Source organism: Streptomyces ardesiacus (assembly GCF_003112575.1).
Classification (GTDB): Bacteria; Actinomycetota; Actinomycetes; order Streptomycetales; family Streptomycetaceae; genus Streptomyces; species Streptomyces ardesiacus.
In genome coordinates this window covers 626,866-646,882 of record NZ_BEWC01000008.1, presented here as the reverse complement: position 1 = coordinate 646,882, position 20,017 = coordinate 626,866, and the positions used below count along the sequence as shown (strand labels likewise).

20 protein-coding genes are annotated in these 20,017 nt (G+C 73.7%); 12 read left to right on the top strand and 8 right to left on the bottom strand.

All coding sequences use genetic code 11. From position 1 onward, the window contains the following. Positions 1–25 precede the first annotated feature (25 nt). The 5 genes from Sdi02f_RS27990 (at position 26) to Sdi02f_RS27970 (ending at position 4,659) form a co-directional block, all read left to right on the top strand. Positions 26–646 (top strand): L-threonylcarbamoyladenylate synthase, encoded by a 621-nt coding sequence (locus Sdi02f_RS27990; RefSeq protein ID WP_030403346.1) that lies wholly within the window; start codon positions 26–28, stop codon positions 644–646. A gap of 68 nt (positions 647–714) precedes the next feature. After that, complete coding sequence (locus tag Sdi02f_RS27985) at positions 715–1,470, top strand: dienelactone hydrolase family protein (RefSeq protein WP_108934222.1); 756 nt, start codon at positions 715–717, stop codon at positions 1,468–1,470. A gap of 91 nt (positions 1,471–1,561) precedes the next feature. Further along, positions 1,562–3,079: a metallophosphoesterase family protein gene (locus Sdi02f_RS27980; RefSeq protein WP_108934221.1), complete on the top strand. Its 1,518-nt coding sequence runs from the start codon at positions 1,562–1,564 to the stop codon at positions 3,077–3,079. 75 nt (positions 3,080–3,154) lie between these two features. Beyond that, positions 3,155–3,985 carry an aldo/keto reductase gene (locus Sdi02f_RS27975; protein WP_030403349.1) on the top strand — a complete coding sequence of 277 codons (831 nt, stop codon included), beginning with the start codon at positions 3,155–3,157 and terminating at the stop codon, positions 3,983–3,985. Positions 3,986–4,035: 50 nt separating this feature from the next. Then, on the top strand, positions 4,036–4,659 hold the full coding sequence (locus Sdi02f_RS27970) for a DNA polymerase ligase N-terminal domain-containing protein (protein WP_031085598.1): 624 nt from the start codon (positions 4,036–4,038) through the stop codon (positions 4,657–4,659). Between the two features lie 12 nt (positions 4,660–4,671). Here the strand turns inward: Sdi02f_RS27970 and Sdi02f_RS27965 are convergent, their stop codons facing one another. The 4 genes from Sdi02f_RS27965 to Sdi02f_RS27950 form a co-directional block, all read right to left on the bottom strand. Next, positions 4,672–7,032, bottom strand: a complete 2,361-nt coding sequence (locus Sdi02f_RS27965; protein WP_167458258.1) for a SpoIIE family protein phosphatase — start codon at positions 7,030–7,032, stop codon at positions 4,672–4,674. A 61-nt stretch (positions 7,033–7,093) separates the two neighbouring features. Continuing rightward, positions 7,094–7,561 (bottom strand): peroxiredoxin, encoded by a 468-nt coding sequence (locus Sdi02f_RS27960; protein ID WP_108934219.1) that lies wholly within the window; start codon positions 7,559–7,561, stop codon positions 7,094–7,096. Beyond that, on the bottom strand, positions 7,558–7,938 hold the full coding sequence (locus Sdi02f_RS27955; RefSeq protein WP_030403353.1) for a DoxX family protein: 381 nt from the start codon (positions 7,936–7,938) through the stop codon (positions 7,558–7,560). Before Sdi02f_RS27955 ends, Sdi02f_RS27960 begins: the two co-directional genes overlap by 4 nt. A gap of 479 nt (positions 7,939–8,417) precedes the next feature. After that, entirely contained in the window at positions 8,418–9,074 is a 657-nt protein-coding gene (locus Sdi02f_RS27950) for a TetR/AcrR family transcriptional regulator (RefSeq protein ID WP_031085604.1), read from the bottom strand. A 251-nt stretch (positions 9,075–9,325) separates the two neighbouring features. On the opposite strand from Sdi02f_RS27950, the gene Sdi02f_RS27945 reads away from it, so the two are divergent. The 4 genes from Sdi02f_RS27945 to hemC all read left to right on the top strand — a co-directional run bounded on the left by Sdi02f_RS27945 (position 9,326) and on the right by hemC (position 13,753). Then, entirely contained in the window at positions 9,326–10,780 is a 1,455-nt protein-coding gene (locus tag Sdi02f_RS27945; RefSeq protein ID WP_030403355.1) for an MFS transporter, read from the top strand. A 115-nt stretch (positions 10,781–10,895) separates the two neighbouring features. Beyond that, positions 10,896–11,876 carry an ATP-dependent DNA ligase gene (locus Sdi02f_RS27940; RefSeq protein ID WP_055469830.1) on the top strand — a complete coding sequence of 327 codons (981 nt, stop codon included), beginning with the start codon at positions 10,896–10,898 and terminating at the stop codon, positions 11,874–11,876. A 136-nt stretch (positions 11,877–12,012) separates the two neighbouring features. After that, a complete protein-coding gene (locus Sdi02f_RS27935) occupies positions 12,013–12,789 on the top strand; it encodes an NPP1 family protein (RefSeq protein ID WP_108934218.1) in 777 nt (258 codons plus the stop codon). A gap of 28 nt (positions 12,790–12,817) precedes the next feature. Beyond that, positions 12,818–13,753 carry a hydroxymethylbilane synthase gene (gene hemC / locus Sdi02f_RS27930; protein WP_055469831.1) on the top strand — a complete coding sequence of 312 codons (936 nt, stop codon included), beginning with the start codon at positions 12,818–12,820 and terminating at the stop codon, positions 13,751–13,753. Between the two features lie 20 nt (positions 13,754–13,773). Here hemC and Sdi02f_RS27925 read toward each other — a convergent pair whose 3' ends face one another. Next, a complete protein-coding gene (locus tag Sdi02f_RS27925) occupies positions 13,774–14,298 on the bottom strand; it encodes a hypothetical protein (RefSeq protein WP_030403359.1) in 525 nt (174 codons plus the stop codon). Between the two features lie 302 nt (positions 14,299–14,600). Between Sdi02f_RS27925 and Sdi02f_RS27920 the strand changes: the two genes are divergently transcribed. Then, positions 14,601–15,392, top strand: coding sequence for a SigB/SigF/SigG family RNA polymerase sigma factor (locus Sdi02f_RS27920; protein ID WP_030403360.1), 792 nt, complete (start codon positions 14,601–14,603; stop codon positions 15,390–15,392). On the opposite strand, the gene Sdi02f_RS27915 is transcribed toward Sdi02f_RS27920, so the two are convergent. Then, positions 15,340–15,726, bottom strand: a complete 387-nt coding sequence (locus Sdi02f_RS27915; protein WP_051783587.1) for an ANTAR domain-containing protein — start codon at positions 15,724–15,726, stop codon at positions 15,340–15,342. The genes Sdi02f_RS27920 and Sdi02f_RS27915 overlap by 53 nt on opposite strands. A 182-nt stretch (positions 15,727–15,908) precedes the next feature. On the opposite strand from Sdi02f_RS27915, the gene Sdi02f_RS27910 reads away from it, so the two are divergent. Next, the gene (locus Sdi02f_RS27910; protein ID WP_030403362.1) at positions 15,909–16,709 is read left to right on the top strand and encodes a VOC family protein; all 801 of its coding nucleotides are present in this window, start codon (positions 15,909–15,911) and stop codon (positions 16,707–16,709) included. 10 nt (positions 16,710–16,719) lie between these two features. Here Sdi02f_RS27910 and glgX read toward each other — a convergent pair whose 3' ends face one another. Together glgX and Sdi02f_RS27900 are read right to left on the bottom strand one after the other, a co-directional pair. Further along, positions 16,720–18,867 carry a glycogen debranching protein GlgX gene (glgX, locus tag Sdi02f_RS27905; RefSeq protein ID WP_031085611.1) on the bottom strand — a complete coding sequence of 716 codons (2,148 nt, stop codon included), beginning with the start codon at positions 18,865–18,867 and terminating at the stop codon, positions 16,720–16,722. Further along, a complete protein-coding gene (locus Sdi02f_RS27900) occupies positions 18,864–19,379 on the bottom strand; it encodes a hypothetical protein (protein ID WP_030403364.1) in 516 nt (171 codons plus the stop codon). The genes glgX and Sdi02f_RS27900 overlap by 4 nt, the downstream gene beginning before the upstream one ends. 352 nt (positions 19,380–19,731) lie before the next feature. Between Sdi02f_RS27900 and Sdi02f_RS27895 the strand changes: the two genes are divergently transcribed. Beyond that, positions 19,732–20,004: a DUF5133 domain-containing protein gene (locus Sdi02f_RS27895; protein ID WP_030403365.1), complete on the top strand. Its 273-nt coding sequence runs from the start codon at positions 19,732–19,734 to the stop codon at positions 20,002–20,004. Positions 20,005–20,017 lie beyond the last annotated feature (13 nt).

Genomic DNA, 20,017 nt, shown 5'->3' with positions numbered 1-20,017 from the left:
GGCCGGACGGGCATAAGCTCGGTGAATGGCGAAGTACTTCGACGTGCACCCCGACAACCCCCAGCCGCGCAGCATCGCCCAGGTCGCCGACAGCGTCCGGTCCGGCGCGCTCATCGCGTACCCGACGGACTCCTGCTACGCGCTGGGCTGCCGGCTGGGCAGCCGCGACGGGATCGACCGCATCCGCTCCATCCGGCACCTGGACAGCCGGCACCACTTCACCCTGGTCTGCCAGGACTTCGCGCAGCTGGGGCAGTTCGTCCAGATCGACAACGACGTGTTCCGGGCGATCAAGGCGTCGACCCCGGGCAGTTACACCTTCATCCTGCCGGCGACGAGGGAGGTGCCGCGCATGCTCCAGCATCCCAAGAAGAAGACCGTGGGCGTGCGCATCCCCGACCACGTCGTGACCCAGGCGCTCCTCGCCGAACTCGGTGAACCGCTGCTGTCCAGCACGCTGTTGCTCCCCGACGAGGAGGAGCCGATGACGCAGGGCTGGGAGATCAAGGACCGGCTCGACCACGTGCTGGACGCGGTCGTCGACTCCGGGGACTGCGGCACGGAGCCCACCACGGTCGTCGACTTCTCCGACGGCGGGGCGGAGATCGTGCGGCGGGGCGCGGGCGACACCTCACGGTTCGAGTAGCGGACCGCCCACAGGACGGCCGGGCGACCGTAGGGTCCGGCACGAGCGAGAGAAGGGCGCGACCCCCGATGACCGCAGTACAGGGAAGCGATGTCGGCATCCCCACCGACGAAGGCGTCGCCGACGCCTATCTGACCCGTCCGGCCGACGGCGGACCGCACCGCGCGGTCCTCGTGTACATGGACGCCTTCGGGCTGCGCCCGGCCCTGCGCGCCATGGCGGACCGGCTGGCTGGAGCCGGCTACGCCGTCCTGGTGCCGAACGTCTTCTACCGCGGCGGACGGGCGCCCGTCGTGGAGCTGCCCGAGTTCATCGGGCCGCAGGAACGGCCGGAGATCTTCCGGCGGCTCGACCCCGTCAGGAAGGCGCTGTCCCCGCAGCGGGCGATGCGGGACGCGGGCGCCTACCTGGAGTGGCTGGCCCGGGCGCCGCAGACGGCCGAGGGGCCGGTCGCGGTGACCGGCTACTGCATGGGCGCCGCCCTCGCCCTGCGCACCGCCGGCACCTACCCGGACCGGGTCGGCGCGGTGGCCGGGTTCCACGGCGGCAACCTGGCGACGAACGGTCCGCACAGCCCGCACCTGGTGGCCGGAGACGTCACCGCCGAGGCGTACTTCGCCCACGCGGACCGCGACCCGGCCATGCCCGCCGAGCAGCAGGAGCGGCTGGAGGCGGCCCTGACCGCGGCCGGGGTGACCCATCGCTGCGAGGTCTACGCGGGCGCGCACCACGGATACACCCAGGCCGACACCTCCGCGTACGACGAGGAGGCGGCGGAACGGCACTGGGAGGCGCTGCTCGGCCTCCTGGCCCGGACGCTCTGACCGCGGCGGCCGCGAAACCGCCCGCGCCGGGCCGGAGTTGACGGCCCGGCCCCCGTCCGGAGCCCGGCCCGGGCGTTGTTACGGTGCCCGGGTGTCCAACTCCTCACGTGATGGTGCCGACGGCGCGGGCTGGGGCTCCGCCGAGCCCGGCTCCTACCGGGCGCTCATGCCGCCGCGCACCGGGAAACTGTCCTGGCTGAACCCGAGAACACTGTGGGCCGCCCGCAACGGCGTGCTGGCCTCCTGGTTCGGCGACCCCACGGGCCGCACCCGCTCCCGCTGGGTGGCGCAGCGGGCGGCGGCGGGGGCACCGGCCGACAAGGTGATCCGGCGCGAGGACCCCGACCGGTTCTCCTTCCTGGTCGTCGGCGACACGGGAGAGGGCGGCGACTCCCAGTACGCCGTGGTGCCCGGGCTGTTGAAGGCGGGCGGGGACACCCGGTTCGCGGTCCTCGCCAGCGACGTGATCTACCCGGTGGGCAGCGCCGACGACTACGGCCCGAAGTTCTTCCGCCCCTACCGCGACTACCGGGCGCCCATCTACGCGATACCGGGCAACCACGACTGGTACGAGGACCTCGGCGCCTTCATGCGCGTCTTCTGCGACGACGCCCCGCCCCTGCCGCCGGAGCCCGCCCCGCGCCCGTTCACCGCCGCATGGCTGCGCTCCCTGCTGTGGCACCGGCCGCGCCCGGGCGACGGCGCCCGTCTGGACGAGGCGCGCGCGCTGCGCCCGTCCCCCGCCCAGCGGGCCGTCCAGCCGGGGCCGTACTGGGCCGTCGACGCCGGTCCGATCAGGATCGTCGGCATCGACACGGGCCTGCTCGGCACGGTCGACGCCGAGCAGGGCGCCTGGCTGCGCGAGGTGTCGGCGGGCGACCGTCCCAAGATCCTCGTCACCGGCTCGCCCCTGTACGTGGACGGCGAGCACCACCCGTGCGCCATCGAGGGCGGCGGCACGGTCGACGCCGTCGTGCGCGACCCGGCCCACCACTACGTCGCGGCCATCGGCGGCGACATCCACAACTACCAGCGCTATCCGGTCGACGTGGGCGGCCGCACCGTGCAGTACGTCGTGGCGGGCGGCGGCGGCGCGTTCATGCACGCCACCCACACCATCCCGCGCGTCTCGGTGGCCGGCGTCACCGAGGACGACTTCCGCTCCTACCCGCTGCGCGGCGACTCGCTCGCCTTCTACAGCGCCCTGTACGGCCGCCGGCTGCGGCTGCGGCGCCTGCTCACCCTCACGGAGGCCGAGGCGACGGCCGTGATCGCCGAGCGCCTCGGCATCCGCACCGGCCGCGCCCCGGGGGACGGCGCGCGGGTCACCCCGCGCACCCGGATCGTGGCCGGGCTGCTCGGCACGGCGCGGCGGCCCGAACGCCGCAGGCGGTTCCGGCTGCCCGTGCGCACGATGTACACCTCGGTGTTCTCGCCGGGTTCCGCGACGTACCACCCGCCCTTCTTCAAGTGCTTCCTGCGTCTGGACGTGACGCCGGAGTCGGTCCGCCTGCGCTGCTACGCGGCCACCGGGAACCGGGCGCAGGAGGAGGACCCGCCGGTCGAGGACGAGGTGACGATCCCGCTGGTGCCGCCGGCGTCCGGTTGATCACCGGTCCCCCCGTGGGCGAGGCTGGGACCGGGCGGCACCAGCGCCGCACACAGTCGAGGGAAGGGCTCCACGGTGATCAGCATCCCGGCGTACACGCTCAACGACGGCACCACGCTCCCCGCCCTGGGCCTGGGCACCTGGCCGATGAAGGACGACGAGGCCGAGCGGGCGGTCCGCGAGGCCCTCGGGGCGGGGTACCGCCTGATCGACACGGCGACGAACTACCGCAACGAGACCGGCGTCGGCCGCGGCATCGCCTCCGCCGGTCTCCCCCGCGAGGAGATCGTCGTGACGACCAAGCTCCCCGGCCGGCACCACGGCTACGAGGAGACGCTCGCCTCGTTCGAGGAGTCCCGCGCCCGCCTCGGCGTGGAGTACGTCGACCTGTACCTGATCCACTGGCCGCTGCCGCGCGTGGACAAGTACGCCGAGTCCTGGAAGGCCATGGTCAAGCTGCGCGAGGACGGCCTCGTGCGTTCGGTGGGCGTCTCCAACTTCACGGCCGAGCACATCGAGCGGCTGGAGCAGGAGACCGGCGTCCTGCCGTCCGTCAACCAGATCGAGCTGCACCCCCTCTTCCCGCAGGACGAGCTGCGCGCCTACCACGAGCGCAAGGGCATCCGCACCGAGAGCTGGAGCCCGCTGGGCCGGGGCAGCGACCTGCTGGACGACCCCGCCGTCGCCGCGGTCGCCCGGGCGCACGGGGTGACGCCCGCCCAGGTGGTCCTGCGCTGGCACACCCAGCTGGGCGCGGTGCCGATCCCCAAGTCCGCCGACCCGGCGCGGCAGCGGGCGAACCTGGACGTCTTCGGCTTCGAACTGGACGCCGAGCAGATGAGCGCGGTGGCGGACCGCGCGCACCGGCGGATCGGCGGCGACCCGGAGGTGCACGAGGAGTTCTGAGCGGGGTACCCGGGCCGCGTCGGCGAGGGTCTGCCGGAAGGGAGCGCCAGGTGGGCGGCGAGGGCGACGGGCTGCGGAAATACCACGACAGGCGGGACTTCGGCCGGACGGGTGAGCCCGCGGGCGACGGGGCGCCGGGAGAGGGCGGCCGGCCCCGGTTCGTCGTGCAGATCCATGACGCGAGCACCCTGCACTTCGACTTCCGGTTGCAGGTGGCGGACGTGCTCAAGTCCTGGTCGGTGCCGAAGGGGCCGTCGGCGGACCCGAGCGACAAGCGGCTCGCGGTGCCGACGGAGGACCACCCGCTGGAGTACGAGGAGTTCGAGGGCGTGATCCCGGCGGGCGAGTACGGGGGCGGCACGGTCATCGTGTGGGACCACGGCACCTACGAGCCGCTGAGCCACGACCGCCGGGGGCGGCCGGTCGACTTCGCCGAGTCGCTGGCGCACGGGCACGCCCGGTTCCGGCTGCACGGCGCGAAGCTGCGCGGCGAGTACGCGCTGACCCGCTTCCGCGGCGGTCCGGGGCGCGACGCCGGTGAGGACGCGGCGTGGCTGCTGGTGAAGACGGCCGGTGCCGGGCGCGGGCACGGCACCCCGGACCCCCGGCGGGCCCGCTCCGCGCGCACCGGCCGCACGCTGGCCCGGGTGGCCGCGGAGGACGGCGGGGCGTAGGCGCCGGGCGGTTCACCCCGCGGGCAGCGGCTGCTCGGCCCAGATGGTCTTGCCGGTGTCCGTCTGGCGGCTGCCCCAGCGCTGGGTGAGCTGGGCGACCAGGAGCAGTCCCCGGCCGCCCTCGTCGTAGGCGTGGGCGCGGCGCAGGTGGGGAGAGGTGGAGCTGGCGTCGGAGACCTCGCAGATGAGGACGGTGTCGCGGATGAGGCGCAACTGGATGGGCGGCTCGCCGTACCGGATGGCGTTGGTGACGAGTTCGCTGACGACGAGTTCGGTGACGAAGGCCGTCTCCTCCAGGCCCCACGCCGTCATGTGTCCCACGACGGACCGCCGGGTGGCCGCCACACCGGCGGGGTCCGGGGGGACGTCCCAGGTGCGCACCCGGTCCTCGCCCAGCGCCCGGGTGCGGGCCAGCAGGAGTGCGACGTCGTCGCCGGGCTCCTCGGGCAGCACGGCCTTGAGCACGCCGTCGCACAGCGCGTCGAGGGAGGTCGCGGGCACGGCCAGGGCCCGGCACAGTTCCTCGGTGGCGTGGTCGACGTCGCGGTCGCGGCCCTCGACCAGTCCGTCGGTGTACAGGGCGACGACGGAGCCCTCCGGGAGTTCCAGCTCCGTCGCCTCGAAGGGCAGTCCGCCCACCCCGAGCGGCGGCCCGGCGGTCATGGCGACGAGCCGGGTGGTGCCGTCGGGCAGCAGGAGGACGGGTGCGGGGTGACCGGCGGCCGCGAGGGCCAGGCGCCGGGACACGGGGTCGTACACGGCGTAGAGGCAGGTGGCGCCCAGTTCCGGGATCTCCGCGTCGCCGCCGTTGTGCGCGTCGGCGGCCGAGAGGTGGGTGACGAGGTCGTCGAGGTGGGTGAGGAGTTCGTCGGGGGGCAGGTCGACGTCGGCGAGGGTGCGCACGGCCGTGCACAGCCGGCCCATGGTCGCCGTGGACGGGATGCCGTGGCCCACGACGTCGCCGACGACGAGGCCGACGCGGGTGCCGGAGAGCGGGATCACGTCGAACCAGTCGCCGCCGATGCCCGCCGCGGACTCGGAGGGCAGGTAGCGGTGGGTCACCTCGACCGCGGCCTGTCCGGGCAGGTCCCTGGGGAGGAGACTGCGCTGGATCGCCAGGGCGGTGGAGCGCTCGCGGGCGAAGCGGCGGGCGTTGTCGACGGAGACGGCGGCCCGGCCGGCCAGTTCCTCGGCCAGTACGGCGTCCTCGGCGGTGTACGGCTCCCGGGGCGCGGTCCGCAGGGCCAGTGCGACGCCCAGGGTGGTGCCGCGGGCCCGCAGGGGCACGGCCAGGACGGAACGGACGGCTTCGCGGAAGGGACGGTTGTGCGGGGTCCGGGCCTCGTGGACGCGCATCCACCGGTCGAACTCCGGGTCGCCGGGGCCGCTGAGGACGACGCGGCCCTCGCGCATCGCCCGGGCGAGCGGGCTGTCGGGCGGGTGGATCTCGGGGCCGCCCAGGTGCACTGCGGGGGTGGGGAAGCCCTCGGTGGCGGAGACGTGGGCCACCCGGCGCAGCGCGGCGTGCTCGGGCGGCGGCGTCGCGCGCGGTTCCTCGGTGCCGAGGACCCAGTCGAGCAGGTCGACGGCGGCGAAGGCGGCGAAGCGCGGCACGAGGAGCCCGGCCAGTTCCTCGGCGGTGCGGACGACGTCGAGGGTCGTGCCGATGGTGCCGGCCGCGTTCAGCAGGGAGAGCCCTTCGCGGGCGCGGTGCTGCTCGCTGCTCTCCAGCGCGGCCATGGCGACGGCGGTGAGCGTGCCGGAGGCGTCGTGGACCGGCCAGATCTCCACCGTCCAGGCGTGCAGGGAGGTGCCGGCCGGCGCGGGCGAGTAGCTCTCGTACTGGACGCGCCGCCCGGTGTCGGCGACGACGCGCAGGTGGTGCAGGAAGGACCGGGCGTCGCCCTCGAAGTTGCCCAGCGTGTCGGGCAGACGGCGGCCGAGCAGTGCGTCGGCGGGCCTGCCCATCAGCCGGCACGTGGTCTCGTTGACGTGCACGTAGCGCAGGTCGGGGTCGACGACGGACATCGACAGGGGTGCCTGGCGCACGGCGTCGCCGACCAGGGCGGCCGGCGGGCCGCCGGGCGGGTCGGCGGTCACCGCGTAGCCGCCGGGTTCGCCGTCGGCGCCCAGCAGCGGAGCGGCCCGCAGCCGCAGGCCCACCGGACGGCCCTCCCGGTGCCGGATCACGGCGGTGCGGACGGAGACGGCGGCGGGCAGCGGGCCGGGGGGCAGGTCCCGCGCGAGCAGGTCCCGTGCGGGGCGCCCCACGACCTCCTCGGCCGGGTATCCGGTGAGCCGCTGCGCGCCGTCGCTCCACCCCGTCACCAGCCCGCGGGCGTCGACGATCGCCGTGGCGGAGGAATCCTCCATGCCGTCCAGGATCATGCCAGGACGGTGCGGTATCAACCGGGACGGGGCGCAGGTGGACCCGTCACCGTCGGTGAGCGCGCAGCGCGGCGAGGGCGCGGTCGGCGTGGGCGTTCATCCTGATCTCGCTGCGGACGACCTCCAGCAGGGTGCGGTCCTGCCCGACGACGAAGGTGACCCGTTTCGTGGGCATCGGCCCGAAACCCCGCTTCACCCCGAACTGCCCGCGGACCGCGCCGTCTGCGTCGGACAGCAGCGGCATGCCGAGGGCGTGGCGCCCGGCGAACTCCTGCTGCCGTTCGACGGGGTCTTTGCTGACGCCGACGGGCCGGGCGCCGACCGCCGCGAACTCGGCGGCGAGGTCGCGGAAGCGGCAGGCCTCCGCGGTGCAGCCGGTGGTCAGGGCGGCCGGATAGAAGAACAGGACGACCGGGCCGTCGGCGAGCAGCCCGGACAGGCTGCGCGGAGTGCCGGTCTCGTCCGGCAGCGTGAAGTCCCCGACGGTGTCGCCCACGGCGGGCAGCGCGCTCATGCCCGCTCTCCGCTGCCCTGGGCCACGGCGCGGGCCCACAGCACGAGCGGCACCTGTACGGGCAGCCGTCCGAGGGCGGCGGCCCTGAGGGGGGCGGGGCGGTGCCGCCAGTCCCAGGCCATCTTGACGTTGGCGGGGAACACCCCGGCGAAGAAGGCGGCGGCGCCCAGCGCGGCGGCCCTGCGGGTGCGGGGCAGGGCGAGTCCGGCGGCGAGCGCGAGTTCGGCGACACCGCTGGCGTACGTCCATGTCCGGGGCGTGCCGGGCAGGGAGCGCGGGACGGTGGCGTCGAAGGGGCGGGGCCGGGCGAAGTGGGCGACGCCCGCGGTGGCCAGCAGGCCGGCGAGCAGCAGGGGTGAGCGGTCGGACCGGGACACGGTTCCTCCTCGTGGGGGCCTGACGCGCGATATTACTCGACGGTAAGAACGTGGCTCCCCACCATCGCCGGACCGGCCGCCCGGCCGTGGCCGAATCCCGCCGACGGCGGACCCGCCACCGGCACGGCCGGGCCGTCGGCGCCGACCCGAGCCGGTCGGCGGCGCCGAACACCGGCCGTTTCGCACTGAGCGCGGGCCGGGACGTGCGCGGGGCGCGCGGGCAGGCAGTGCGCGCGGCCGGGACGTGCGCGCTGAGCACCGGCCGGGAGGTGCGCGCTGAGCACGGGCGGGAGGTGCGGGTTGTTACGCGAGCGGGCCGTGCGCGCTGAGCGCTGGTGCGCTGAGCGCGAGCGGCCTCGCTGGACGGGTCGCGGGACCGTTCGAGCCTGAGACGGGTCGCGGGCTGTGCGCCGGCCCGGAAGCCGACCGGCCCGGCGACACGGCCGGCGACGGACGCCACCGGCGTGCGAGCGGGCCGGTCAGCGTCCGCACCGGGGCGTGACGGGCGCCAGCCACATGCCCACGATCGCGTCCACCAGGCCGTCGGCGGCGTCCTGCCAGCTCGCGCGCGGGGTCGGCCGGTTCTCCGCCAGGGCCCGCTCCCGCTCCTCGGCGGTGTGCACGATGAGGTGGCGGGCCATGTCGCCCCGCTCCGCACGGACCTCGTCCGGCAGTGCGGGCATGCACCGGTTGCGCCCCTCGATGATCGACCGCAGGGAGACGGACGCGCGGGACTGCTCGGTCATGATGGGCCGCAGCGCCGGGTCGGTCATGACCTGGGCGCAGAACCGCGCGTACCAGGTGGGGCTGCCCAGGGCCGCCAGATGGTCGAACTGGGGACGGACCAGGCAGTCCACCCAGTCGCGCAGGTCGGACGAGTCGCCGAGGGCGGCGAGCTGCCGGGCGCGCAGTTCCTCCACCCGCTCCGAGTGGCGCTCCGCGATGGCCCTCACCAGGTCCGCCTTCGTGCCGAAGTGATAGCCCACCGCGGCGTTGTTCCCCTGCCCGGCGGCCTCGCTGACCTGGCGGTTGGAGACGGCGTACACACCGTGCTCGGCGAACAGCCGCTCGGCGGTGGTCAGGATGAGCTGCCGGGTCGCGCTGACCTGTTCCGCCCGGACCGTCCTGCCCGCCATGCTCACCACCGCGCCGGGACCCTCTCCTCACCGCCCGCGACGACCGGTCCCTCGAGTCGTCGCAGGTCCGCCGCCGTACGGCGGGTTGTCACGGAAGCCTACGGGGCGGCTCCGCCGGGGCGCTGCCCGGCCCGGGCGGGCACGTCCTCTCCCCACCCCGTAGGATACTTCAAGCGACTGACTTAAATAATCGCGTTCCGCTTCCACACCCACGGCACTCTTCATCGCTTCCTCGCTCGAAAGGCTCTTCCATGCCCGCTTCACCCGCCACACCACGGCCGAACGCCGTGGTCGCGGTACTGGCCCTGGCCGGGATCGTCGTCGCGCTCATGCAGACCCTGGTCATCCCGATCATCCCGGAGCTGCCGAAGCTCCTGGACGCGTCGGCCTCGGACGCGGCCTGGGCGGTGACCGCCACGCTCCTGGCCTCCGCGGTGGCCACTCCGGTCGTGGGCCGGCTCGGCGACATGTTCGGCAAGCGGCGCATGCTGCTGCTCAGCCTGATACTCCTGATCAGCGGCTCGGTGGTCTGCGGGCTGAGCGACGCGCTGGTCCCGATGGTCGCCGGCCGCGCCCTGCAGGGCCTGTCCGCCGCCGTGATCCCGCTCGGCATCAGCATCATGCGCGACGAGCTGCCGGCCGAGCGGCTGGCCGGCGCCACCGCGGTGATGAGCGCCTCCCTCGGGGTCGGCGGCGCGCTCGGCCTGCCCGCGGCCGCGCTGATCGCGGACAAGCTGGACTGGCACATGCTGTTCTGGCTCTCCGGCGCGCTCGGCGCCCTCTCCCTGGTCCTGGTGCTGGCGCTGGTGCCCGAGTCGGCCGTGCGCACCGGTGGCCGGTTCGACCTGCTCGGCGGCGTCGGCATGGCCGCCGGCCTGGCGAGCCTGCTGCTGGCGATCTCCAAGGGCGGCGACTGGGGCTGGTCCTCGGGCACCACCCTCGGCCTGTTCGCGGCGGCCGTGGTGATCCTGCTGGTCTGGGGCTGGTGGGAGCTGCACACCCCGGAGCCGCTGGTGGACCTGCGCACCACCGCCCGCCGCCAGGTGCTCTTCACCAACCTGGCGTCCGTCGCCATCGGTTTCTCGATGTTCGCGATGTCCCTGGTCCTGCCGCAGCTGATGCAGCTGCCCGAGGCCACCGGTTTCGGGCTCGGCCGCTCCCTGCTGACCACGGGTCTCGTGATGGCGCCGTCCGGCCTGGTGATGATGGCGTTCGCCCCGGTCTCCGCGAAGGTCTCGGGGTCCCGCGGCCCGAAGGTGACGCTGATGATCGGTGCCCTGATCGTCGCGGCCGGCTACGGTCTGAACATCGTGCTGATGTCCGAGGTCTGGCACCTGGTCCTGGTCTCCTGCGTCATCAGCGCGGGGATCGGCTTCGCCTACGGCGCCATGCCCTCGCTGATCATGGGTGCGGTGCCGCCGAGCGAGACGGCCGCCGCCAACAGCCTCAACACCCTCATGCGGTCCCTGGGCACCTCGGTCGCCAGCGCCATCGCCGGTGTGATCCTGGCCCAGATGACCATCGACCTGGGCGGCTTCGCCCTGCCGTCCGAGAACGCGTTCAAGGTGGTCATGGCCATCGGCGCCGGCGCGGCCCTGCTGGCCTTCGCCATCGCGTCCTTCATCCCCCGGCACCGCCCCGCCGGCTCGACGGCCGGCCCGGTGCCGTCCGACGGTGTCGCCGCGGAGCCCGCCTCGGCGCGCTGACCCCGACGCGCCCGGTCCCTGACGGCGCCGGTCCCGCTCTCCGGGACCGGCGCCGTTCAGGCGAACCTGGCGGACAACGCGCGTGACGGCACCCGGGCCCGTCGAGAACTGACCCGTGGAGCTGCCGCTGATCCCTCCGATGCTCGCCACCCCCGGCACCCTGCCGCCCGCCGCACAGGACGCGCGCTGGGCCTACGAGACCAAGCAGGACGGCCAGCGCGTGGTGGTCTACCTGCCCGGCGACGGCACCGTCCTGCTGCGCGCCCGCTCCGGCCACGACATCACCGGCGCCTACCCGGAGCTGGCACCGCTCGCCACCGCGCTCGGCGACACCCCCGCCGTGCTGGACGGCGAGGTGCTGGCCCTGGACGAACAGGGCCGCGCCGACTTCCAGCTGCTCCAGTCCCGGATGGGCCTCGCGCACGCCCCGGGCCGGGCGGCGCACCGGGCGGCGAAGGTCCCCGTCCACCTGGTGCTGTTCGACGCCCTGCACCTGGCCGGCCGCTCCCTGCTGCGCACCCCCTACACCGGCCGCCGCGAGCGTCTGACGGGTCTCGGTCTGAACGGGCCGTCGTGGTCGACCCCGGCCGCACTCGTCGGCCACGGCGAACAGGCCCTGCGGGCCACCCGCGAGCACGGCCTGGAGGGGCTGGTGTGCAAGCGGCTGGACTCGGTGTACGAGCCCGGGGTCCGCTCCCGGGCCTGGATCAAGATCCGCAACATGCGCAGCGAGGACGTCGTGGTCGGCGGCTGGCTGCCCGGCAGGGGACGGCTCGGCGGACTCCCCGGCGCCGTCCTGGTCGGCCAGCGCGCCGCTGGCCGGCTGCGCTACGTCGGCGGGGTCGGCACCGGCTGGAGCGCGGGTGAGCGTGCCGAGCTGGCCGCGCTGCTGGCGGCCGCCGCGAGCGACGTCTGCCCCTTCGACCCGGTGCCCTCGGTGCCGGGGGCGCGCTGGGTCGTGCCCCGGCTGGTCGGCGAGGTGCGCTTCAGCACCCGCACCCGCGAGGGCATGCTCCGCCAGCCGTCCTGGCTCCGGCTCCGCCCGGACCTGGCGCCCGAGGAGTCGGCCGCGGACGTTCCGGACGACCTGGTGTGAGCGTGCGGCGCCGCCCGGCGTCGGGCTGCTCTTCACCTCGGGGACACCCGGGCCCCCTTGGCGCGGGAGGGAAAAGAGGGGAACCTGAACTCCCCTTCCCCCCACAGCCGTTGGGCTGCTCCCCGAGGAGGACGCGATGTTCTCGCGTACCGCCGCAACGCCCCGCCCCAGATGGCTCGCCGCGCCGCTCGGCGCCCTCGCCCTCGTCCTGGCCTTCCCCGCCACCGCCCTCGCCGCCCCGCCGCCGGGACTGCCCGCCAACGCCGACAGCCTGGAGCTGCGGTACCAGCCCGCCTACGACTACGACACCGACGGCTGCTACCCGACCCCGGCCATCGGCGCCGACGGTGCGGTCAACGGCGGGCTGAATCCCACCGGGGCGCTCGACGGCAACTGCCGCGACGCCTCCGACCTGGACAACACCAACGGCTACGCGCGCGCCCGGTGCGACGGCGACTGGTGCGCCTACATGTACGGTCTCTACTTCGAGAAGGACCAGGCCCTGCCCGGCACGAGCCTCGGCGGCCACCGGCACGACTGGGAGCACGTGGTGGTGTGGGTGAAGGACGACGCCGTGCGGTACGTGTCGACGTCCAACCACGGCTCGTTCAGCGTGCACGAGCGGTCGGCCGTCCGCTTCGACGGCACCCACCCGAAGATCGTCTACCACAAGGACGGCATCAGCACCCACTGCTTCCGCCTGGCCACCTCGAACGACGAGCCGCCGGAGAACCACGAGGGCACCTGGCAGTACCCGCCCCTGGTGGGCTGGAACGGCTATCCGGCGGGCCTGCGCGAGAAGCTGACCGCCCACGACTTCGGCAGCGCCAACTTCGGCCTCAAGGACGCGAGTTTCGCCTCCCACCTCGCCGCCGCCCGCCCCGCCGGCGTCCCCTTCGACCCGAATGCCTGAGAACCCCGGCGCGCACTATGGTGTCCCCATGTCCGACCTCCGGCCGATCCGCATCGTCTCCCGCGACTCCCCCATGGCGCTGGCCCAGGTCGAGCGCGTACGGGCCGAGTTGGCCGCCCTCCACCCCGGCGTGCGCACCGAGGTCGTCCCGGTGCGCACCACCGGCGACAAGTGGCTCGGCGACCTGTCCCAGGTGGAGGGCAAGGGCGCGTTCACCAAGGAGGTGGACGCCGCGCTGCTGTCGGGCGAGGCCGATCTCGCGGTGCACTGCCTCAAGGACGTGCCCGCCGACCGGCCGCTGCCCGCGGGTACGGTGTTCGCCGCGTTCCTCGAACGGGACGACGTGCGGGACGCGCTCGTCCACCCGGACGGGCTCACCCTGGACGAGCTGCCGGAGGGCACACGCGTCGGCACGTCCTCGGTGCGCCGTGTCGCCCAACTGGCGGCCGCCCACCCGCACCTGCGCTGCGTGCCCTTCCGCGGCAACGCCAACCGGCGGCTGGCGAAGCTCGCCGCGGGGGAGGCGGACGCGCTGCTGCTCGCCGTCTCCGGTCTGCGGCGCATCGGCCGGAGCGACGTGATCAGCGAGGTCCTCTCCCCCGAGACGATGATGCCGCCGATCGGCGCGGGCATCCTCGCCCTGCAGTGCCGCGAGGACGACAGCGGCCTGATCGACGCGGTGAGCGGCCTCGGGGACCCCCGCACACACCGGGAGGCGACGGCGGAACGCATGTTCCTGCACGTCCTGCAGGGGCACTGCAACAGCCCCGTCGCGGGACTGGCCCGCGTGGAGAGCGGCGGGGAACTCTCGCTGCGGGCCTGCGTCTTCACCCCGGACGGCAAGACCCGGCTGGACGCCCACGAGTGGGCGGGCCGGCTCGACCCGGCGACCCTGGGCACCTCGGTCGCGGTGACCCTGCTGCGGCAGGGTGCCCGGGAGATCATCGACGGCATCGCGCACTGAGACCCGGCGGGCCGGGCGGGTCAGGCGGAGCCGTCCTCCGACCGGCCCCGCAGGAAGGCGCTCACCTGGTGCGCCACACCCTCGTCCCGTGCCGTGCCGCACGGCACGGCGCCGGCCCCGTCGGGCAGCCCGAGCGCCCCGCTCCACAGCCGGCGGTCGGCCCACTCCTCGTCCACCCTGAGCTGCACCTGGACGTCCACCTGGCTCAGGCTCGCCTCCGGGCCGGCGCCGTAGAGCACGGCGGTGGCCCGGCGCAGCGGGTAGACGTCGAAGCCCTCGATGAACTGGGAGTTGCGCCAGTCGAGGAAGGCGCTCTCCCCGTCGGGGCCGATCCGCACGTCGACCTGGCCGTCCTCCAGGTGGATGCCGAGGTGGCGTCCGCCCCGGTTCTCGACGGTCACCCGGACCCGGAAGTACGTCAGCCCCTCCGCGGCGTCGTCCCGCCCGCGCGGCGGCTCGGCCGGCTCCAGGCGGTGGACTCGGACCCGCAGGCCGGCGTGCTCGTCGTACTCCTGCCAGTCCCCGACCACGTTCGGCTCGTACACGGTGCCCCTCTCGACCTCTCGACGCTGCTTCCTATCTGTGCGCCGATCGCACTGTCAAATGAGCGGAATGCGCCGTGGCCAGCACCTTCGCCCCTTTTGATCGACGATCAAGCGCTGCCCAGGGAGGATCCGCCGGCACCGGTCCACGCAGTCACCCGGAGCGTGCCGCACATCACGTCCGGCGACGGGGCGGCCGCCCGGTCACCGGTATGCAGCCGTTCGAGTGGCCGTCCGGGACATTCGCGCTCAGTATCCATATATACGAGGACTTGCCAGCACCCCTGCTGAGGGAGGTGCGCGTGATGCGTGTCGCCGGCAGAACCCAGCCCCACCCGCACGACGACGCCCCCGACACGGCCGCGGCGTTCGACCGGCTCGCCGGGCTGCCCGAGGGACCCGAGCGCAAGGCGCTGCGGGACGAACTGATCCGGGTGTGGCTGCCCATGGCGGAGCGGATCGCCGTCCGCTTCCGGGGCCGCGGCGAGAACCTGGAGGACCTCTACCAGGTGGCGGCCCTGGGCCTGGTCAAGGCCGTCGACCACTACGACCCCCGGCGCGGCCACGCCTTCGAGGCGTACGCCGTGCCGACCGTGACCGGGGAGATCAAACGGCACTTCCGCGACCACATGTGGACGCTGCACGTCCCGCGCCGCATCCAGGACCTGCGCAACCGGGTCCGCAAGTCGGCGAAGGAGCTGGCGCAGACCACGCCGGGCCGCGCGCCGACCGTCGAGGAGATCGCCGAGCACGCGCACCTGACCACGGTCGACGTGCGCACCGGCATGGAGGCCCTGGAGTGCTTCTCGGCTCTGTCGCTGGAGGCGGAGATGCCCGGCACCGACGGGTACGCCCTCGGTGACGCGCTGGGCGGCCCCGACCCCGCCTTCGACGCGGTCGTGGACCGGGTGGCCGTGCGGCCCTGCCTGGAGGCGCTGCCCGAGCGCGAGCGCACCATCCTCTACCTGCGCTTCTTCGGCGGAATGACGCAGAGCCGCATCGCCCAGCAGCTCGGCATCTCCCAGATGCACGTCTCGCGGCTGCTCACCGGCTGTTTCGACCGGATCCGCGAGGAGATCCTGGCGGAGGCCCGCTGAGCGCGCGCCCTTCGTCCACGGGCCGCCCCAGGCGGTCCTCCAGTGCGGCCAGGATTTCCGGCGGCATCACTCCGGTGCGCCCCCAGATGAGTACCGTTTCCGCCACATTGCGGAGTTTGATGTTCGTATGCTGGGAAACTTCCTTCAGGACGATCCATCCCTCGTCCGGCGACACCGCGCCGAGGACGACGATCACACCGATCGCCTGGTCGACGACGGCGTGCGAGACGACCGCCTCCTTGAGCTGCCGGACCTGCTCCTGCAGCCGGAAGATCTGGTCCGCGTCGGAATCCGGGCCCGGGCCGGGTGCCGGGTGCGCGTCGGTGGGGGGCATGGTCACCTCCGGGCCTCCATCCTCACCAGCCCCGACGCCTCGCGCCACCGGGCGGTCCGGGCGGGGCGCGCCACCGTTTCGGGGCCGGGTGCGGGGTACTCGCCAGGCGCCCGCCGCACTCCCGGCCGGACACCGGTGTGGAGCCGGTGGCTGCCGGTGGACGAGATCAGGACACGACTGCCATGAACCACGACATGACCTCCTCCGCCCGCGGGGACGGCCTGCTGTCCACGCACTCCGTGTACGGAGCCCCCTGCTGGGTGAGTCTCACCAGCCGTGACCTGAAGGCAACCGAGGAGTTCTACTCCGCCGTGCTGGGCTGGCAGTGGCGGCCCGTCCGGCTGGGCGAGCCCTTCCGCATCGCTCTGGCCGACGGGGTGCCGGTGGCCGGGATCGCCGCCGTCGCCGCGATGTGGCAGATGGCGGTGGCCTGGACGCCGTACTTCGCGGTGCGCAGCGCGGACGAGGCCGCGTCGCGTGCGCAGGAGCGCGGGGGCACGGCCGCGGTCGGGCCGATCTCCCTGCCGCCGGGGCGGGCGGCCCTGCTCGCCGACCGGGACGGCGCGACGTTCGGGATCTGGGAGGGCGAGCTGTTCTCCGACTGGGACACCTGGCGCACCAAGCGTCCCGCCTTCATCCGGCTGCACACCCGCGACGCCTTCGACGCCGCGATCTTCTACGGCGAGATCTTCGAATGGGCCTCGGGCCGGGGCTGCGAGGTCCGGTACGAGGGCGACGAGGTGGTCCTGCGCCACGAGGGCGAGGTCGTGGCCCGCATCGAGTCGGGGGCGCTGGGAGCGGCCCCGGACCCGGCGGTGCGGCCGCACTGGCAGGTCCACTTCGCGGTCGAGGACGTCGCGGCCTGCGCCCGCGCCGCGGAGCGGCACGGGGGCAGCGTGCTCTCCCTGCGGGCGGACGAGGCGGTGCTCCGGGACGCCGACGGCGCGCAGTTCACGGTGACCGCGCGCCGTCTGGACGGTTGATCCCACCGGCTCACCGGCCGCTGCGGGAGGGCCGGGAGAGCAGCACGAGGCTGCGCTGCTCGACGGTCAGCCTGGTGCCCGCCTTGTGCTCGGCCTCGTCGGGGACGCCCTCCGGGTCGGCGGTGTCGACCAGGGCCGTCCAGCGCTCGCCGTAGGTGGCGTCGGGCAGCCGGAAGTCGGCCGGCTCCCAGTGGCTGTTGAGCAGCAGCAGGAAGGAGTCGTCGACCACCGGCCGGCCCTGGGCGTCGGGTTCGGCGATCGCGTCGCCGTTCAGGAAGACGCCGACCGTGTGCGCGTCGGCGCGCTGCCAGTCGTCGTCGCTCATCTCCCGCGCGTCCGGCCGCAGCCACACCAGGTCGGGCAGCGGCTGGTCCGCGTGGGTGAGGGTTTCCCCGAGGAAGAAGCGCCGCCGGCGCAGCACCGGGTGGTCGGCGCGCAGGGCGATCAGGCGCCGGGCGAAGTCCAGCAGCGCGCGCTGCTCGTCGTCGAGCCGCCAGTCGATCCAGGAGGTCTCGTTGTCCTGGCAGTAGGCGTTGTTGTTGCCGCCCTGGGTGCGGCCCAGTTCGTCGCCGTGGCAGATCATCGGGATGCCCTGGGACAGCAGCAGCGTGGCCAGGAAGTTGCGCTGCTGCCGGCCGCGCAGTTCCCGCACCGCCGGATCCCTGGTCTCGCCCTCCGCGCCGCAGTTCCAGGACCGGTTGTGGCTCTCGCCGTCCCGGTTGTCCTCGCCGTTGGCCTCGTTGTGCTTGTCGTTGTACGACACGAGGTCGCGCAGCGTGAACCCGTCGTGCGCGGTGACGAAGTTGACGCTGGCGCGCGGACGGCGGCGGCTGTGCTGGTACAGGTCGGAGGAGCCGGTCAGCCGGGAGGCGAACTCGCCGAGCGTGTGCTCCTCGGCGCGCCAGAAGTCCCGTACGGCGTCGCGGTACTTGCCGTTCCACTCCGACCACAGCTGCGGGAAGTTGCCCACCTGGTAGCCGCCCTCGCCGACGTCCCAGGGCTCGGCGATCAGCTTGACGCGGCTGATCACCGGGTCCTGCTGGATGAGGTCGAAGAACGCGGACAGCCGGTCCACCTCGTGGAACTGCCGGGCCAGGGTGGCCGCGAGGTCGAAGCGGAAGCCGTCGACGTGCATCTCGGTGACCCAGTACCGCAGGGAGTCCATGATGAGCTGGAGCACGTAGGGGTGGCGCATCAGCAGGCTGTTGCCGGTGCCGGTGGTGTCGTAGTAGTGCTGCCAGTCGCCGTCCACCAGGCGGTAGTACGAGGCGTTGTCGATGCCGCGGAAGGAGAGGGTGGGGCCCCTCTCGTTGCCCTCGGCGGTGTGGTTGTAGACCACGTCGAGGATCACTTCGAGGCCGGCCGCGTGCAGGGTCTTGACCATCGACTTGAACTCGCTGACCTGCTGGCCGCGGGTGCCGAGGGCGGCGTAGCCGTTGTGCGGCGCGAAGAAGCCGATGGTGTTGTAGCCCCAGTAGTTGGACAGCCCCCGGTCCTGGAGCACCCCGTCGTGCACGAACTGGTGCACCGGCATCAGCTCCACGGCGGTCACGCCGAGGGAGGTGAGGTGGTCGACGACCGCCGGGTGCGCGAGGCCCGCGTAGGTGCCGCGCAGTTCCTCGGGCACGTCGGGGTGGGTGCGGCTGAGTCCGCGGACGTGGGCCTCGTAGATGACGCTTTCCGAGTACGGGCGTCTGGGCGGGCGGTCGTCGCCCCAGTCGAAGAAGGGGTCGGTGACCACGCCGAGCATGGTGTGCCCGGCGCTGTCGCCCGGGTCGGCCTTGCCCCTGGCCCGCTCGAAGAGGGAGGCGTGGTTGTCCACCAGCCCGTCCACGGCCCGGGTGTAGGGGTCGAGGAGCAGCTTCGCCGGGTTGCAGCGGTGGCCGACGGCCGGGGCCCACGGGCCGTGGACCCGGTAGCCGTAGCGCTGTCCCGGGCCGACGCCGGGCAGGTAGCAGTGCCAGACGAAGCCGTCCACGTCGGGCAGCGGGACGGTGCTGTGGTGGCCGTCGTCGTCGACGAGCACGAGGTCGACCCGCTCGGCGACCTCGCTGAACAGGGCGAAGTTGGTGCCCTGTCCGTCGTACGCGGCGCCCAGCGGGTAGGGGTGCCCGCTCCACACGGGCGACCCCTTCCAGTTCGGCCTGGCGCGGGTCACCGGGCCTCCTCCAGGATGCCGCCGGACGTACGGGCCCACCCGGCCGCCCGGGCCACGGGCATGATCTCTCGCGGCACTTCCAGCCCCTCCTGGGTGATCGGCTCGGGATCCGTCGCGACCAGCGGGACGCGTTCGCCGGCGCGGGCGCGGCGCGAGAACCAGATGACCTTGGCGCCGGTGTCGGTGGCGCAGCAGCCCCAGCCGTCGCTGTTGGCGGCGAGGTGCTGCAGACAGGTGCGCAGGTCCTGGTCGGGACGGAGCGCCTGGTCGTTGCCCCCTACGGCCGTGATGAGGTGCTGGCGGTTCCACCACATCTCGATCGACGTGTTCTTGTCGCTCGCGTGCTCGTCGATCGCCAGCAGCAGCATCTCGGCGCCCGAGCAGACGGGTTCGACGAGGTTCTCCAGGTTCCAGAACCGGAGGTGGGCGGCCAGGATGCGCCTGACCTGTCCGACCCGTTCCGGGCTCACTTCCACGTCGAGGTGGTAGTAGCAGGGCACTGCGGTCTTCATCGTCGTGGCTCCTCACCGCGAAGACTCTCGCTCCTCCTCGTCCCGTGGGGGGACGGGCTCCCCGATCACGAAGCGTGAGCGCTGGTCGCTTCTGAGTCACTCCAGAGTGGGAGCGGTAGTCCATTCGTGCAACACGAGCAGTTCGGAGCCGGGATCGGGCCCGGGACCGGGCCGGAAGCGGGGCACGAAAAGCAGTTGAAGATCCAACAAGACGGGGTGTCACCACCCGTGCACCATGTGTGAAGAACTCGTTCGCCCCTGCGCCGATCGACCCCCTGCCCGGCCGTTCGGCCGGAGCCGAACGTCCACACCCGATCGTCCGTACCCCGGACCGCCCGGAAGGTGACCGGCCATGCTGCTCCCCGCGAAGAGCGAAGTCGCCCGGAAGCTGCGGCACTACCGCGCCTGGGAACGCTCAATGTTGGCGTCCCCCGCGGACGTCACCGTCCGGGCCACCTTCGAGGACTCCGGATACACCCTCTGCGTGCTGATGGGGAAGCGGTGCGCGCGCGAGGCGGCGGACGCTGCCGAAAGGTATCTGCGGACGAACCTGCTCACCCCTGCGCAGGAACGGCCGGAGCGGCTCTCCCCGGCGGGGCACAAGGCCCCCTCGGGCGCCGCCTGACCCGAACGGCCCA

Excerpts from the sequence above, each read along its gene's own strand:
- Sdi02f_RS27945 (WP_030403355.1), top strand. The coding sequence starts at position 9,326 with ATGCCCGCTTCACCCGCCACACCACGGCCGAACGCCGTGGTCGCGGTA.
- Sdi02f_RS27965 (WP_167458258.1), bottom strand. The coding sequence starts at position 7,032 with ATGGAGGATTCCTCCGCCACGGCGATCGTCGACGCCCGCGGGCTGGTG.
- Sdi02f_RS27935 (WP_108934218.1), top strand. The coding sequence starts at position 12,013 with ATGTTCTCGCGTACCGCCGCAACGCCCCGCCCCAGATGGCTCGCCGCG.
- Sdi02f_RS27920 (WP_030403360.1), top strand. The coding sequence starts at position 14,601 with ATGCGTGTCGCCGGCAGAACCCAGCCCCACCCGCACGACGACGCCCCC.
- Sdi02f_RS27915 (WP_051783587.1), bottom strand. The coding sequence starts at position 15,726 with ATGCCCCCCACCGACGCGCACCCGGCACCCGGCCCGGGCCCGGATTCC.
- hemC (WP_055469831.1), top strand. The coding sequence starts at position 12,818 with ATGTCCGACCTCCGGCCGATCCGCATCGTCTCCCGCGACTCCCCCATG.
- Sdi02f_RS27960 (WP_108934219.1), bottom strand. The coding sequence starts at position 7,561 with ATGAGCGCGCTGCCCGCCGTGGGCGACACCGTCGGGGACTTCACGCTG.
- Sdi02f_RS27910 (WP_030403362.1), top strand. The coding sequence starts at position 15,909 with ATGAACCACGACATGACCTCCTCCGCCCGCGGGGACGGCCTGCTGTCC.
- Sdi02f_RS27950 (WP_031085604.1), bottom strand. The coding sequence starts at position 9,074 with ATGGCGGGCAGGACGGTCCGGGCGGAACAGGTCAGCGCGACCCGGCAG.
- Sdi02f_RS27895 (WP_030403365.1), top strand. The coding sequence starts at position 19,732 with ATGCTGCTCCCCGCGAAGAGCGAAGTCGCCCGGAAGCTGCGGCACTAC.
- Sdi02f_RS27900 (WP_030403364.1), bottom strand. The coding sequence starts at position 19,379 with ATGAAGACCGCAGTGCCCTGCTACTACCACCTCGACGTGGAAGTGAGC.
- Sdi02f_RS27985 (WP_108934222.1), top strand. The coding sequence starts at position 715 with ATGACCGCAGTACAGGGAAGCGATGTCGGCATCCCCACCGACGAAGGC.
- Sdi02f_RS27990 (WP_030403346.1), top strand. The coding sequence starts at position 26 with ATGGCGAAGTACTTCGACGTGCACCCCGACAACCCCCAGCCGCGCAGC.